17 protein-coding genes are annotated in these 13731 nt (G+C 63.3%); 9 read left to right on the top strand and 8 right to left on the bottom strand.

Features of this window, described 5'->3' with window-relative positions; all coding sequences use genetic code 11:
- Positions 1-4 precede the first annotated feature (4 nt).
- The gene (gene sdhD / locus QN224_RS19505; protein ID WP_173508818.1) at positions 5-385 is read right to left on the bottom strand and encodes a succinate dehydrogenase, hydrophobic membrane anchor protein; all 381 of its coding nucleotides are present in this window, start codon (positions 383-385) and stop codon (positions 5-7) included.
- A gap of 12 nt (positions 386-397) precedes the next feature.
- A complete protein-coding gene (gene sdhC, locus QN224_RS19500) occupies positions 398-793 on the bottom strand; it encodes a succinate dehydrogenase, cytochrome b556 subunit (RefSeq protein ID WP_269280686.1) in 396 nt (131 codons plus the stop codon).
- A 602-nt stretch (positions 794-1395) separates the two neighbouring features.
- On the opposite strand from sdhC, the gene QN224_RS19495 reads away from it, so the two are divergent.
- The gene (locus tag QN224_RS19495; RefSeq protein ID WP_283978000.1) at positions 1396-1746 is read left to right on the top strand and encodes a hypothetical protein; all 351 of its coding nucleotides are present in this window, start codon (positions 1396-1398) and stop codon (positions 1744-1746) included.
- A gap of 86 nt (positions 1747-1832) precedes the next feature.
- On the opposite strand, the gene QN224_RS19490 is transcribed toward QN224_RS19495, so the two are convergent.
- From QN224_RS19490 to tsaD, 5 genes are all read right to left on the bottom strand, one after another.
- The gene (locus QN224_RS19490; RefSeq protein ID WP_283977999.1) at positions 1833-2498 is read right to left on the bottom strand and encodes a methyltransferase; all 666 of its coding nucleotides are present in this window, start codon (positions 2496-2498) and stop codon (positions 1833-1835) included.
- Between the two features lie 11 nt (positions 2499-2509).
- Positions 2510-2941: an EVE domain-containing protein gene (locus QN224_RS19485; protein WP_283977998.1), complete on the bottom strand. Its 432-nt coding sequence runs from the start codon at positions 2939-2941 to the stop codon at positions 2510-2512.
- 6 nt (positions 2942-2947) lie between these two features.
- Positions 2948-3241 (bottom strand): YciI-like protein, encoded by a 294-nt coding sequence (locus QN224_RS19480; protein ID WP_283977997.1) that lies wholly within the window; start codon positions 3239-3241, stop codon positions 2948-2950.
- 78 nt (positions 3242-3319) lie between these two features.
- Positions 3320-4309 carry an NAD(P)H-dependent glycerol-3-phosphate dehydrogenase gene (locus QN224_RS19475; RefSeq protein ID WP_283977995.1) on the bottom strand — a complete coding sequence of 330 codons (990 nt, stop codon included), beginning with the start codon at positions 4307-4309 and terminating at the stop codon, positions 3320-3322.
- Between the two features lie 8 nt (positions 4310-4317).
- A complete protein-coding gene (tsaD, locus tag QN224_RS19470; protein ID WP_283977994.1) occupies positions 4318-5412 on the bottom strand; it encodes a tRNA (adenosine(37)-N6)-threonylcarbamoyltransferase complex transferase subunit TsaD in 1095 nt (364 codons plus the stop codon).
- A gap of 176 nt (positions 5413-5588) precedes the next feature.
- On the opposite strand from tsaD, the gene hemC reads away from it, so the two are divergent.
- From hemC to QN224_RS19440, 6 genes are all read left to right on the top strand, one after another.
- Positions 5589-6518 carry a hydroxymethylbilane synthase gene (gene hemC / locus QN224_RS19465; RefSeq protein WP_283977993.1) on the top strand — a complete coding sequence of 310 codons (930 nt, stop codon included), beginning with the start codon at positions 5589-5591 and terminating at the stop codon, positions 6516-6518.
- Between the two features lie 3 nt (positions 6519-6521).
- The gene (locus tag QN224_RS19460) at positions 6522-7235 is read left to right on the top strand and encodes a uroporphyrinogen-III synthase (protein WP_283977992.1); all 714 of its coding nucleotides are present in this window, start codon (positions 6522-6524) and stop codon (positions 7233-7235) included.
- A gap of 216 nt (positions 7236-7451) precedes the next feature.
- Positions 7452-8702, top strand: a complete 1251-nt coding sequence (locus tag QN224_RS19455) for a hypothetical protein (RefSeq protein WP_283977991.1) — start codon at positions 7452-7454, stop codon at positions 8700-8702.
- 19 nt (positions 8703-8721) lie between these two features.
- Positions 8722-10335, top strand: coding sequence for a heme biosynthesis protein HemY (locus QN224_RS19450; protein ID WP_173508807.1), 1614 nt, complete (start codon positions 8722-8724; stop codon positions 10333-10335).
- Between the two features lie 24 nt (positions 10336-10359).
- Positions 10360-10842: a TerB family tellurite resistance protein gene (locus QN224_RS19445; RefSeq protein WP_173508806.1), complete on the top strand. Its 483-nt coding sequence runs from the start codon at positions 10360-10362 to the stop codon at positions 10840-10842.
- Position 10843: 1 nt separating this feature from the next.
- Positions 10844-11590, top strand: a complete 747-nt coding sequence (locus tag QN224_RS19440; protein ID WP_173508805.1) for a glutamine amidotransferase — start codon at positions 10844-10846, stop codon at positions 11588-11590.
- Between the two features lie 36 nt (positions 11591-11626).
- Here the strand turns inward: QN224_RS19440 and QN224_RS19435 are convergent, their stop codons facing one another.
- Complete coding sequence (locus QN224_RS19435) at positions 11627-12871, bottom strand: MFS transporter (protein ID WP_283977990.1); 1245 nt, start codon at positions 12869-12871, stop codon at positions 11627-11629.
- Between the two features lie 234 nt (positions 12872-13105).
- Here QN224_RS19435 and QN224_RS19430 point away from each other — a divergent pair, with 234 nt between their 5' ends.
- Both QN224_RS19430 and QN224_RS19425 read left to right on the top strand, forming a co-directional pair.
- Positions 13106-13402, top strand: a complete 297-nt coding sequence (locus QN224_RS19430; RefSeq protein ID WP_136505441.1) for a YggT family protein — start codon at positions 13106-13108, stop codon at positions 13400-13402.
- Complete coding sequence (locus QN224_RS19425) at positions 13403-13723, top strand: DUF167 domain-containing protein (protein ID WP_283977989.1); 321 nt, start codon at positions 13403-13405, stop codon at positions 13721-13723.
- Positions 13724-13731: the final 8 nt, after the last annotated feature.

Below are 13731 nucleotides of genomic sequence, written 5' to 3'. Positions count from 1 at the left end.
GAAATTACCCTGCAAAAGCGATCTTCAGGATGGCGAAAAGACAGAGCCCGCCGATCGCGATCGCGAAAAATGTGTTGAGCATGAGAAGGGCGACCTTGGCGCCTTCGCCATGCACGTAGTCTTCGATGATCACCTGCATGCCGATTCTCATGTGTGTGAGAGCCGAAACGAGCACGAGGCCCATGATCACCGCCACAAACGGATTGGAGAGCGCCGCGACGACCTCCGCATGCGGGGCGCCGGCGTAGCGGGCAACGAAGAACACGAAAAAGATCAGCAGCGGAACGTTGGAAACGGCCGTCAGGCGCTGGCGCCAGAAATGATCGGTCCCCTCCTTGGCGGAGCCGAGGCCGCGAACCTTGCCGAGAGGTGTGCGCATGTCCATCCTCATTCCCCCTCAGTAGCGGACCAGATAGCCGATCACCCAGATCAGCAGCGTCAGAGCCACCGATCCGACGATCGTCGCCTTGGCCATCTTCGTTGCGAAATGCTTCTCGTAGCCGTAGCCGAGGTCCCAAACGAAGTGGCGAATACCGCCGAGCATGTGATGAACCAGCGTCCAGGTGTAGCCGAAGAGCACGAGCTTGCCGATCAACGTGCCAAAGAGCCAGCTGACCCAATCGTAGTAGGCCGCGCCGGAAGCCGCGGCGATCAGCCACCACGCCACTAGGATCGTGCCGAAATAAAGCGCGCCGCCGGTAATGCGGTGCACAATCGACATCACCATGGTCGGGATGGGTTTGTAGATTTGAAGATGCGGCGAAAGCGGCCGGCTTCTTGTGACATTCGTCATCGGAACCTCACGGAATGACCGGATTCGACGCCCCAAACTGGATCGCATTCGTCCGGTATCGCACACGATTGTGCGCAATTCAGTCATCCGGACCTTTAATCACCATAAGGCTTAACGACAAGTGTGTTTGCGGTGCAAAATAAATAAAATCGATTAGACGAAAAGCGGCATTTTCCGGCCTTGCCAAGACATCGGTCGAATTAACGATAAGCGCAGAAAACATAAGCAAATCCGTGACATTTGCCCTCGCTTGGCCCAGGATGGCGTTAAGAATTTGTTAAGGATGATCCGGAGGGCACGGCAGAATGAATCTGTTGCGAGCGGTCCATGCGACCAAAGTTCTAGCGCTGGTCTGCGCTCTGGTGATGACCGCAGAAATGCCTGCGATGGCGGGCGACCGGCAGGGTTTATCTGAGGTCGAGACCCGCGTCCGGCATATAAGACTGCACCGAAAGCCGCATCACGCATGGCGCGATTGGCATCACGGCCATCGCAAATTTGGCGACCGCAGAAGGCACCGCTCCGTCGTGTCCGGCTTTGACGACTTTTCTTTGTTCAATCGGGACATGCAGGACGTGAAAACTCGCACCCGGCACGTACGGATGAAGCACCGTCTACGACACCATGCCAAGCGTGATTGGCGCCGCGACCATGGTGTGGTCGTGATCGGCGGGGGCTATGGTTCCAGCTTCTATGATGGCTTCGGTTCGTACGGCGGCGACGACTTTCCTTCGGTCACCCCCGGCATCGGAACCTATGCCGGCGGCATCTCCGCCTTCCGCCAGGAGGGCAACGGCATCTATTTCCGCCAGTACGGCAATTCCAGCTATTTCGGCGAGGATGCGGTCGACGGCGCCCCGCCGCTGAAGCGTGCGAAGATCATCGTCGTCTCGCCGCAACCGAACGACCGCGTCTGCTCCTGGGAACACGGCGTCTGCGTCATCCGGCCATAAAGCGCGCTATGCCTCTTTGCCTTTTGCCTTCGTTGTCCAAAACTGCTGCGTAGTTTTGGACAACATGCATTGGGGCCGCGATCGGCTCAGCCGCCGACGGCTTCGGCCGGTTCGAAGCGCCAGACGGTCGTGCGCTTTACCTCACTGTCTTCGAGCGCCCGCGTGACCGGCACCGCATAGGTCGCGAGCGCCCTCATCATCTGCCGCGGGCAATAGGCGCGTCCGGGATCTCCGACGAGCACCGCCGCTCCCGCCCTCGCCAATCCGGCGAACCAGGGGCGGAGCAGATCCGCAAAAGCCTTGTCGTAAAAGACGTCGCCGGCGAGGTAGACATCGGCGACCTTCGGCTCGCCGATGATGTTCCGGTTGCTGAATCCGATTTCCACCCCGTTCAGTTCCGCATTCAGCCGTACCGCCGTTTCCGCCCAGGGATCGATGTCGACGGCAAGAACGGAAGAGGCACCCGCCTTCATGGCCGCGATCGCAACCAGGCCGGAGCCGGAGGCGAAATCGATGACGCGGCGCCCGCGCACGCTGTCCGGATGATCGAGAATATAACGCGCAAGCCCCTGCCCGCCCGCCCAGGCGAAAGCCCAGAACGGCGGCGGCAGACCGATCTCCTCCAGTTCCTCTTCCGTCTTCAGCCAGAGATCATGCGCCTCGCTTGCAAGATGCAACCGGATCTCCGGCACATGCGGCGGCGAAAGGACGCCGGTGTTGGCTCGGATAAAGCGTTCGGGATCGGTCTTCAAGGAAAGGGATCTCAGCGCGGCGGATTGTCGAGGCCGCCCATGCGGCAAACCTCGATCCACTCGTCCTCCGTAACCGGCTGCACCGACAGCCGCATCGAGGTCACCAGCGACATCTTGGCGAGCTTCGGGTTCTCCTTGATCTCCTTCAAGGAGACCGGACGCGGGACGTCCATGACGGCGCGGATATCGACGCAATCCCAGCGGGCATCGCCTTCAGCGGTCGAATCCGGGTGCGAGAGAGCACAGACCTCGGCGATGCCGACGATCTCCAGCCCCTCGTTGGAGTGATAGAAGAAGCCTTTATCGCCGATCTTCATCGCCCGCATGTTGTTTCGCGCCTGATAGTTGCGCACGCCGGTCCATTCCGTGCCCTTCTTGCCCGCGTCCTTCTGCATCTGCCAGGACCATTTGGCCGGTTCGGATTTGTAAAGCCAGAACGCCATCGCCGCTTAAGCCTCCGGATTGTTGAAGACCCAGTTGTAGGCCTTGATCTCGACATTCGAAAAGAGGCCCGCCTTGGCATAGGGGTCGTCCTCGGCGATTGCCTTCGCCTCCTCAAGCGTTTCGGCCTTGACGATCACCAGACTTCCCGTCGGCTTGGCGTCCGCGCCGAGAAAGGGACCGGCGATCTTGAGGATGCCCTTGGCGTTGAGGTCGTTGAGGTAGGCGACGTGGGCCGGGCGCGTATCCAGCCTCAACTGCAGCCCGCCGGGCCTATCCGTGCATAGAAGTGCGAAGAGCATGGTTCCTCCTGACGTTATCGCTTGGCGCGGAATGCGGGCGGACAACCGCTCTGCACCTTTCCTCATTCCGCTGCCAAGTCATTCCTGAGTTATCGGGCGCGACATCAGCTGCTCCAGAGCAGTGCGGACATCACGCCTTCCGTCGATGATGGCGGCGACCGCCTCGGTAATCGGCATGTCGACGCCGAGGTCGAGTGCGACGCGGGCTGCGACCGACGCGGCGAAGGCGCCCTCGACCAGCTCGCCGCCCTGCCCAGTCGCGCGTCCGTCCTTGCCGAGCGCGATGCCGAAGCGCAGGTTGCGCGACTGGTGGCTCGTCGCAGTCAGTACGAGGTCGCCGAGCCCGGAAAGGCCGCGGACTGTATCGGCCTCACCGCCCTGGGCAACGACGAAGCGCGACATTTCCGCAAGACCGCGGGAAATCAGCGCTGCGCGGGCCGAATCGCCAAGGCCTGCGCCCTCGACGATGCCACAGGCAATCGCCAGCACGTTCTTCAGCGCGCCGCCGAGCTGCACGCCAACACGGTCGGCCGAGGGGTAGAGCCGAAACGTCCGGCCGGAAAGCGTCTCGGCGAGTTCCGTCGCTGTCTCGCTGTCGCGCGCCGCGATCACCATTGCCGTCGGCAAGCCCTTGGCGATATCGGCGGCAAAGCCCGGACCGGAAAGAACTCCAATCTTGCGGCCCGGCAACTCTTCGTCCAGCACGTCGGTCAGGAGCCGGCCGGTCGCTTGCTCCATCCCCTTGGCACAGGTGACGATCGTCGCATCGGTGCCGATCCAGCCGCCGTAGCTGCGGGCGGCGGCCCGATGCTCCTGAGAGGGCATGGCGAAGAGGACGACATCGGCGTCCATCAGCACGGTCGTATCGGCGGAAAAAGCAAGTCCCGCCGGAAGCGGAATGCCTGGCAGGAACGCCTCGTTCCGGCGCGTCCGGCGGCACTCCTCGACTGTCTCCTGTCGGCGGGCAAGCAATGTCACTTTGGCATTGTCGGTCGCTGCGGCTACGGCGGCAAGCGCGGTCCCGAATGCTCCGGCTCCAACGACGACGATCTTCGGCTTCTCACTCATCTTGTCCATCATGCCTTGGCGCCACGCTTGCCGGAGCCGATCAATGCCTGTGCTTGGCTGTCAAGCGGCCAACGCGAGCGCGGCGCGACATCGAGGCCATCCGCCTCCAGTCCCGCCGCAAGCCGTTCGGCACCAGCCCAGGCGATCATCGCCGCATTGTCGGTGCAAAGCTGAAGCGGCGGCGCCACGAAGCGGAAGCCGTTCTGGTCGCAAAGATCCTGAAGCGTCGCCCGCAGCTCCTGATTGGCGGCTACCCCGCCGGCCACGACCAGAGCCGCTTCAGGGACAGTGCCGAACTCGGCCCTGAACCGCTTCAGTCCGCGCCCTACACGGTCCTTGAGGGTGCGCGAGATGGCGCGCTGGAACGAGGCGCAGATGTCGGCGACATCCTGCTCCGTCACGGGCTCCAGCGACTGTGCCGCTTGGCGAACGGCCGTTTTCAGGCCGGAGAAGGAAAAGTCGAGCCGCGCGTCGCCAACGAGGGGGCGCGGAAAGTCGAAGCGCCTGGGATCGCCCGTCCGGGCCGCGCGCTCGACCGCCGGACCGCCCGGATAGGGAAGGCCGAGAAGCTTTGCGGTCTTGTCGAAGGCTTCGCCGAGCGCATCGTCGATCGTCGTGCCCCAGCGCTCGTAATCGCCGACGCCTTTCACCAGGATCAGCTGCGTGTGGCCGCCCGAGACAAGCAGCATCAGATATGGAAACGTCAGGCCATCCGTCAGCCGCGCCGTCAGTGCGTGGCCCTCGAGATGATTGACGGCGTAAAGCGGCTTGCCCGTCGCCCGCGCGATCGCCTTACCGGTCATCAGCCCGACGATCAGGCCGCCGATCAGCCCGGGACCACTTGTCGCAGCGATCGCGTCGATGTCTTCAAGTCTGACGCCGGCGCGCAGCAGCGCTTCCTCGATCAGCGTATCGAGCGCCTCGACATGGGCTCGGGCGGCAATCTCCGGAACGACGCCGCCATAGGCGCTATGCTCTTCCAGCTGGCTGAGCACGACATCGCCAAGGATCCGGCCGCTGCCGTCCTTTTCCCGCAGCACGACGGACGCCGCCGTTTCGTCGCAGCTTGTTTCGATGCCGAGGATACGCAGGGGCGCGGACATATGTGGTCTACTCAAAGATTGCGGTCGCACGGAAAGGTGGGTACACGGAACTTGTGTCAGCGCCGTGCGTCTTTCAGAAGCACAAAGGACGCTGTAACGCTTTGAACTGCTGCATGGTTTTATCCTTAAATCGGTCCCGATTTAAGGAACCATGCAGTAACAATGGATGACCGAGGATGCAAACGAAACCTTTCCGCATCGGGACGCGGGGCAGCCCACTAGCGCTCGCCCAGACGCATGAAACGCGCGACCGGCTGGCTGCTGCCCATGGTCTGCCGCAGGAAATGTTCGAGGTCGTGATCCTGTCCACGAAGGGAGACCGGATCACCGACCGGTCGCTTGCGGAGATCGGCGGCAAGGGCCTGTTCACCGAGGAGCTCGAACAACAGCTCGTGTCGGGGGACCTCGATTTCGCCGTGCATTCGTCGAAGGACATGCCGACGAAGCTGCCAGACGGGCTCTTCCTCTCCGCCTTCCTCCCACGCGAAGACGTTCGCGACGCCTTCGTCGGACGCACGGCGCCGAGACTTGTGGACCTGCCGCAGGGCGCCACCGTCGGCTCGTCGTCGCTGCGTCGCCAGGCGCTCATTCGGCGCCTCCGGCCCGACATCAACGTGATCACCTATCGCGGCCAGGTGGAAACACGACTGCGCAAGCTCGCCGAAGGCCAGGTCGACGGCACGCTTCTCGCCTATGCCGGCTTGAAGCGGCTCGGCATGACCGACGTGCCGACCGAACTGCTCGACCCAGCGGAATTTCCGCCGGCGCCGGCGCAAGGGGCGATCTGCATCGAGAGCCGCATCGGCGACACCCGGATCAATACGCTGCTTGCGGCCATCGACGATCGGCGCACGCACGAGGCCGTTTCCTGCGAGCGCGGCTTCCTGGCGACGCTTGACGGCTCCTGCCGCACGCCGATCGCCGGGCACGCCGTGTCCGACGGCACGCATATCCGCTTTTCCGGCATGATCCTGACGCCGGATGGCGCGACCTGCCATCGCATCGCCGTCGACGGCAAGGCAGCGGAGGCCGCCGACCTCGGACGCAGGGCCGGCGAGGAAATCCGCGCCAAGGCCGGACCGGGATTCTTTTCGAGTTGGACGTGAGCGATGCGCGTGCTCGTCACTCGGCCGCGACCGACCGCCGAAAGGACGGCGCTGAAGCTCGAGGCGATGGGCCATGAAGCGATCCTCCTGCCTCTGATGCAGGCGGAGCACCTGGTAACAGCTCTCGCGAGCGCATTGAAGCAAAGGCATGGCGCCATCGCGCTGACGAGCGCGGAAGCAACCCGGGTGCTCTCGGCCCTGGGCCGCGCGCTTGAACCGCATCTTGCAACACCGCTCTTCTGCGTCGGCGAGGCAACCGGCCGCGCCGCAGCAGCCCTCGGATTCACCGATATTCACGTCGGACCGGGCACGGGCGAAGGTCTCGCGGACACGATCGCGACAGTATTCGGCGCGGAGCCACCCGAACCGCTGCTCTATCTCGCCGGATCGCCGCGCTCCGATGGCCTCGAACGGACGCTGCGGCGGCGCAGCATCGATCACAGGACCGTGGAATGCTACCGGATGAGGCCGATCGCGCATCACCCGGACGTGCTCTCCGATCTTCTCGGCGCGGGGCAGTTTGACGCCGTACTGCTCTATTCGCGCGAAAACGTGCGGCAGCTTGCCGCCCTTCTCTCGGAAAGCAATCTCAGCGCAGCGGCGCTTTCCAAACGCTATCTCTGCCTGAGCACATCGACGAAGGACGCCTTACCGCCTGATGCGGCCGCGGAAGTCGCCGCAATGCCGGACGAGGAGCATCTTCTGCAACTCCTTTGATCCCGCGCAGCGTTGATATCTCAGCAAAACATCCAACGGCGCATGTTCGAGGCGCGAACAGCAAAGCCGGCACCGGTTTTCCGCGTATGTGGCCCCCTCCAATCGGGTGAACTGATGGCATTTCCGGCAAAAACGGAGTTGGGGGCTTTCCCTCGCGAGTTCGCCTGACTAGGTTTGTCTTAAAGCCGACTGGCACTGTAACGGTAAGAGGTCACCATGGTATCGGAAAACCCGCCGCGCCGCTCGAAATCCGAGAAGGAACCGCTGACGATCGACCTCCAGGCGGAAAAGACGGCGACCGACGAGGCCGAATCTGTCGCGAACAAGGAATCGGTCACCGACGAGCCCGCCGAGATTTCGGCGAGCGAGGCAGAGAGCGAAAACGCGACCGATACGACGGAAAAGACGGAGGAAACGGAGGATGAGCGCGCGGATGCCGCCGCGGCCGCTTTCGACGAAGAGCCCCCGCACTTGAGCAACGGCGCGATGCCGCCGCAGCCGGCGCAGAGACAGGGGACGAGCGCAGGCGCGCTCGCGGCCGGTATACTCGGGGGTCTCGTGACGCTGCTCGGCGCCGGCGTGCTGCAATATGCCGGCTATATTCCAGCGCTCGGACCGGATCGCGGCAGTGCTGCCTTCGAGCAGGGCCTTGCCAGCGAAATCCAGGCGATCAAGACACAGATCGCATCTCAATCCGCCCCCGCGGCCGACATCGGTCCGCTGGAGAGCCGTCTTGCGGCGCTGGAACAGGCGGCCAAACAGCCCGGGGCAGATGGCGCGAGCGCGCCGCAGATCACCGCCCTCGAAACGGAAGTCGCCAATCTGACCAAGGAAGTCGCCACGCTGAAAGCCAGCCTCGCCGATGCGGAACAGTCGGCGGCGGCCGCCAAGGCCGAACTTGCCGGGCGCATCGACCAGGCGGAACAAAAACTCAACGAGCCGGCTAACGACATCCAGATGGCGAAGGCGGTCGCCGTAACGGCGCTGAAGACAGCGATCGATCGCGGCGGCCCGTTTCTGGCCGAGCTTGATGCCTTGCGCAGCATTGCGCCCGACGACGTGACCGTGAAAGATCTGACTGAGGACGCCGCAACGGGTGTCGCGACGCGAACGGACCTCCGCGCCGCCTTTCCGCAAACGGCGGACGCGATGCTCGATGCGCTCAACCAGCCCGATCCGAACGAGGGCATTTTCGCTCGCCTCGTCTCAAGCGCCATGTCCGGCATCCGCATCCGGCCGGTCGGCAGCGTCGAGGGCGACACGCCGGAAGCCGTCATCGCGCGCATCGAGGACAAGCTCAACAATGGCGACCTGAAGGGCGCATCGTTGGAATGGGGCGCTCTTCCCGAACCGGCGAAATCGACTGGCGCGGACTTCAAGGCGAAACTCGACCAGCGCCTGCGCGTCGAGACCACCATCGACGCCGCCGTGGCACAGAGCATGACGCGTACCGGCACGGCCGGCTAGCGGAAGGAAAGAAGAAGAGATGATCCGTATATTGTTCTTCATCCTTTTCGTCCTGTGCCTTGGTCTCGGCTTTGCGTGGCTCGCCGATCGGCCGGGGGAACTGTCGCTGATCTGGCAGGGGCAGCGCATCGAAATGACGCTGATGCGCGCCGCATCCATTCTGATCTCGCTCTTTGCCGCCGTCCTGATCGTGATCTGGCTGCTCCGCACGATCTGGATGTCGCCCCATACCGTCACGCGCTATTTCCGCTCCCGCAAGCGCGATCGCGGCTACCAGGCGCTTTCGACGGGGCTGATCGCCGCTGGTGCCGGCGACGCCAATCTTGCCCGCAAGATGTCGGCGCGAAGCCGCGGCCTGATCAGCGCCGACCAGGAGCCGCTCATCCACCTGCTCGAGGCGCAGACCGCGCTGATCGAAGGCAAATACGACGACGCGCGCAAGAAGTTCGAACTGATGGCCGACGATGCCGAAACGCGGGAGCTCGGCCTGCGCGGCCTGTTCCTCGAAGCCAAGCGGCTCGGCGCCAACGAGGCTGCCCGGCAATATGCCGAACGCGCCGCGGAGAAGGCGCCGCACCTGCCGTGGGCGACGCTGGCAACGCTGGATCACCGCAGCCAGGCAGGACAATGGGACGAGGCGATCCGCCTTCTCGACCAGAGTCGCGCCGCCAATATCCTCGACCGCAAGGATGCCGACCAAAAAAAGGCCGTGCTGCTGACCGCCCGTGCGATGGCGAAGCTCGACGCTGACCCGAAAGCGGCGCGCGACGACGGCCTCGCCGCGCTGAAACTCGACGAGAGCCTGGTGCCGGCGGCGCTGGTAACGGCCAAGGCCCTGTTCCGCGAAGACAATCTGCGCAAGGGCGCGGGAATTCTCGAAAAGATCTGGAAGCAGCAACCGCATCCGGACGTGGCCAGGCTCTACGTCAGAGCGCGCGGAGGCGATTCCGCCCTCGACCGTTTGAAGCGTGCGAAGAAGCTCGAATCACTCCGCAGCAACAATGCGGTTGCATTGGCAACCGTTGCCGAAGCCGCACTCGAGGCGCGCGAACTGCCGCTGGCGCGAGCCAAGGCTGAAGCCGCTGCACGGCTCGAGCCGACGGAAAGCGTCTTCCTGCTGCTCGCCGATATCGAGGAAGCGGACACCGGCGACGAGGGCCGTATCCGCCATTGGATGGCACAGGCGCTGCGCAGTCCGCGCGATCCGGCCTGGACGGCCGATGGGGTGACCTCGCCGTCCTGGCTGCCGGTCTCGCCGGTCAGCGGCCGGCTCGACGCTTTCGAATGGAAGGCACCGGCCTTGCAGCTTTCGGACAAGCTCGAAAATGGCCGTCCGAGCGCCGACGAGGCGATCCGCAACCTCCCACCAGTCGCGACCGTGCAGCACGTCGCAGCGCGGACGGCGCCGGAGCCGGCACCGGCGAAAGCAACGCCGGCCGTTCTGGAAGCGGAGCGTGAGGTGATCAAGATTCCGGAGAGGAAAGAACCTGCTCCCCCTGCTGCCAAGGACAACGAGGAGGTCGCGGAAGAAGAGCCGGCACCCTTCTTCGGCCGCCCGCCGGACGATCCCGGCGTTCGCGACGCCTCCGCCGGCGAAAAGGCAACGGACAAGGCCGGCCTCCGGCTGTTTTGAACTTCGAACGCTGCGGACAAGGACATGTTAGAACGGTTTCGAGCGTTCCTCGAAAGTTTGGCGGGCTCCACGGCGCCAATTGAAAAGGGCGACCCGCGCGTTGCCGTGATCGCACTCTGCGTTCAGGTCATGGAGGCCGATGGCACGGTGCTGGCTGCCGAGCGCCGCAAGATGCGCGAGATTATCGAGGAGCAATATCAACTCGACGACGAGGGCCTCGATGCGCTCATCGAGGCGGGCGAGAGCGCCGAAAGCGAGGCGATCGACTTTTACAAGTTCACCGCAGAGATCAAGCGTCATCTGTCCGAGGAGCAGCGGATCGAGCTCGTCGGCACGCTGTGGGAGATCGTCTATGCCGATGGCGTCCGCAACGAGATGGAAGATCACGTGATCTGGCGGATCGCCGATCTCCTCGGCGTCTCCGGGCGCGATCGGGTCTTGAAGCGGAAGGAAGTTGCCGCCAAGATCGACGTGGAGGAGGAAACCGACCCGCAGCAGGAAAACTGAAATGCCCGCAGAGGCCGACGACTTCAAAAGACCGATCCTCATAATTCTGCATCAGGAGCGATCGAGTGCCGGGCGCGTGGGGCAGATTCTCCAGCAGAAGGGCTTTACACTCGACATCCGGCGCCCGGCTTTGGGCGACACGCTGCCGCCGACGCTGGAGGCCCATTCGGGAACCATCGTCTTCGGCGGCCCGATGAGCGCCAACGACGAGGAAGAGTTCGTCCGCCGCGAGATCGACTGGCTTTCGGTGCCACTCCTCGAGAACAAGCCTTATCTCGGCATCTGCCTGGGGGCGCAGATGCTGGCACGCAACCTTGGCGGCAAGGTCGCGCCGCATCATGAGGGCATGACGGAAATCGGCTGGTATCCCCTAAAGGCCACCGACGCCGGCAAGGCGCTGATGGATTGGCCGGCCATGGTCTATCACTTCCACCGGGAAGGGTTTGATCTGCCTAGTGGCGCCGAATTGCTGGCGACCGGCGATACCTATCCGAACCAGGCCTTCCGTTATGGCGAGAACGCCTGGGGCATTCAGTTTCACGGCGAGCTGACGCGCGCGATGATGCACCGCTGGGTGGTCCATGGCGCGCACCGCTTCGAGCTGCCCGGCGCCCAGATCGGCAAGGCGCACCTCGAAGGGCGAATGATTCACGATCACCCTTTGCGGACCTGGATGGAGAATTTCCTCGAATTGATTTTTTTGCGCGGCGGGGAGGCTGCCGCGCCGAAAAGGCAAGATCGCGCGTAACACGGCCCTGCCACCCGCCCTACGCCGCATGTGCAATCAGACCCGTTGGTGCTCCGGGACATCGAGCGTATCGATCTTGCGCAATTGCGGGAAACCGACCGCCCAGAGCAGCGACACCAGAAGTGTGCCGACACCGCCAAAGGCGACTGCGAAGACAGCACCGAAGCCCGAAGCCATCATGCCGGCGCGGAATTCACCGAGTTCGTTCGACGCGCCCACGAACACCATGTTGACCGCGTTCACGCGACCTCGCAGTTCGTCCGGGGTCCAGAGCGTGATCAGGATTTCGCGGACATAGACCGAGATCATGTCCGCCGCGCCCATGACGACAAGGGCGGCAATCGAGATCCAGGGTGTTGCCGACAGGCCGAAGACGATCGTCGCGAGGCCAAAAAGTGCAACACCGATAAACATATAGAGCCCTGCCCGGTTGCGGATCGGGTGAGCGGTAAGCCAGACCGCCATGCCGACGGCACCGACGCCCGGTGCGGCGCGCAGAAGACCAAGCCCCCATGGACCAAGTGCCAGTATATCGCGCGCAAAGACCGGCATGAGTGCAACCGCGCCGCCGAGCAGCACGGCGAAGAGATCGAGCGAGATCGCCCCCAGCACCACCTTCTCGGCCGTGATGTAGCGGAAGCCGGCTGTGATCGTCTGCCAGCTTTCTCCTAGGGCGGGCGAACGCACCGCGGGCTTCGGCACGGCAAAGACCATCAGGGCCGCCGCCGCAAAGAAGCAGAGACTGACTGCGTACGGCACAACAGGACCGAATCCATAGATAAGGCCCCCGGCGACCGGCCCGACGATCGTCGCCGTCTGCCAGGAGGTCGAATTCCAGGCGATCGCGTTGGGCAGGTGCTCGGCTGGCACCAGATTGGGTGCGAGCGACTGCGCGGCCGGAGCGAGAAACGCCCGCTCGATCCCGAAGACGATGAGGATCAGATAGACCGGCCAGGGCGAAAACAGACCCGTCACCGTCAACAGGAGCAGCGCGGCCGCGCAGAGCGTGCTCACCGTCATGCAGATGCCCATGATGGCGCGGCGGTTGTAGCGGTCCGCGACGGCCCCCGTCACCAGAATCAGAACCAGCGATGGCAGGAACTGAAAGAGGCCGATGAGGCCGAGATCGAACGGATCACGCGTCAGATCGTAGATCTGCCAGCCGACGGCGACGGACATGATCTGGATAGCGAAATAGGCGAGGAAGCGTGAGAAAAAGTAGCGCCGATAGCCGACATGCCCGAAGGCGGCGAAACGATGCGCAGCGTGAACGGCGGACATATGGGGAGGCTCCTACTGCATGATTCCTTAAATCGGAATCGATTAAGGACAAAATCATGCAGAAACTTAAAGCTCCACAGCAACCGTTGCGCGTCTGATCACACGCGCGGCGCTGTAGGAGCGGCAAAGCACAGGTGCGATGCCATTAAACATGATCGCGCACGACGAACCGTCGTACTTGCCCGTTTAGTTTCCAATGTCTACATGTCTGTCAACAACGAACTGGAGACTGGCATGATTGCTGTCATCGCAACCTTGAACTTCATTATCAACATAGCCTGGTTCCTGATCATAGCGTCGGCCATCTTCTCCTGGCTCTACGCCTTCAACGTGATCAACGTGAACAACCACGCGATCAACATGATCGGCCGTTCGCTCTATCAGCTGACCGAGCCGCTCTACCGGCCCATCCGCCGCTTCCTGCCGGACATGGGCGGCGTCGATCTCTCGCCGCTCGTCGTCCTGGTGATCCTCTATTTCATCTGGTACTTCCTCAACACGACGGTCGCGTCGGCGGTGATCGGCATATAAGTGCACGCGGCGCTGACGAGCCTTGACGACCATGTCCGCCTGACTGTTCGGCTGACGCCGAACGGCGGTCGCGATGCGATCGACGGCTTCGAATGCGCTGCCGACGGCGAGGAGTACCTCAGGGTTCGCGTCCGCGCCGTGCCGGAAAAGGGCAAAGCGAACCAGGCGCTGATCGCGTTGCTGGCGAAGCAATTCGGCATCGCGAAGACCAGGATCTCATTCGTCTCCGGCGACACGCAGCGTAAAAAAATCCTCCGGATCGACGCCGATCCGGAGGATGTCATCAAGCGCCTGGCTGCAATCGTCAGCCAGGCAGAATAGACTAATAG

Origin of the sequence: Sinorhizobium sp. 7-81, assembly GCF_030124405.1 — a bacterium.
In the GTDB taxonomy this organism is placed as follows: domain Bacteria; phylum Pseudomonadota; class Alphaproteobacteria; order Rhizobiales; family Rhizobiaceae; genus Sinorhizobium; species Sinorhizobium psoraleae.
Note: the sequence above shows the minus strand (reverse complement) of the source record. Positions and strands in the feature narration are given on the sequence as shown.

Coding starts and splice junctions, on each gene's coding strand:
- sdhD (WP_173508818.1), bottom strand. CDS start 385: ATGGACATGCGCACACCTCTCGGCAAGGTTCGCGGCCTCGGCTCCGCC.
- QN224_RS19495 (WP_283978000.1), top strand. CDS start 1,396: ATGAAGCACCGTCTACGACACCATGCCAAGCGTGATTGGCGCCGCGAC.
- tsaD (WP_283977994.1), bottom strand. CDS start 5,412: ATGTCCGCGCCCCTGCGTATCCTCGGCATCGAAACAAGCTGCGACGAA.
- sdhC (WP_269280686.1), bottom strand. CDS start 793: ATGACGAATGTCACAAGAAGCCGGCCGCTTTCGCCGCATCTTCAAATC.
- QN224_RS19435 (WP_283977990.1), bottom strand. CDS start 12,871: ATGTCCGCCGTTCACGCTGCGCATCGTTTCGCCGCCTTCGGGCATGTC.
- QN224_RS19480 (WP_283977997.1), bottom strand. CDS start 3,241: ATGCTCTTCGCACTTCTATGCACGGATAGGCCCGGCGGGCTGCAGTTG.
- QN224_RS19430 (WP_136505441.1), top strand. CDS start 13,106: ATGATTGCTGTCATCGCAACCTTGAACTTCATTATCAACATAGCCTGG.
- QN224_RS19450 (WP_173508807.1), top strand. CDS start 8,722: ATGATCCGTATATTGTTCTTCATCCTTTTCGTCCTGTGCCTTGGTCTC.
- QN224_RS19440 (WP_173508805.1), top strand. CDS start 10,844: ATGCCCGCAGAGGCCGACGACTTCAAAAGACCGATCCTCATAATTCTG.
- QN224_RS19475 (WP_283977995.1), bottom strand. CDS start 4,309: ATGAGTGAGAAGCCGAAGATCGTCGTCGTTGGAGCCGGAGCATTCGGG.
- hemC (WP_283977993.1), top strand. CDS start 5,589: ATGCAAACGAAACCTTTCCGCATCGGGACGCGGGGCAGCCCACTAGCG.
- QN224_RS19460 (WP_283977992.1), top strand. CDS start 6,522: ATGCGCGTGCTCGTCACTCGGCCGCGACCGACCGCCGAAAGGACGGCG.
- QN224_RS19445 (WP_173508806.1), top strand. CDS start 10,360: ATGTTAGAACGGTTTCGAGCGTTCCTCGAAAGTTTGGCGGGCTCCACG.
- QN224_RS19455 (WP_283977991.1), top strand. CDS start 7,452: ATGGTATCGGAAAACCCGCCGCGCCGCTCGAAATCCGAGAAGGAACCG.
- QN224_RS19485 (WP_283977998.1), bottom strand. CDS start 2,941: ATGGCGTTCTGGCTTTACAAATCCGAACCGGCCAAATGGTCCTGGCAG.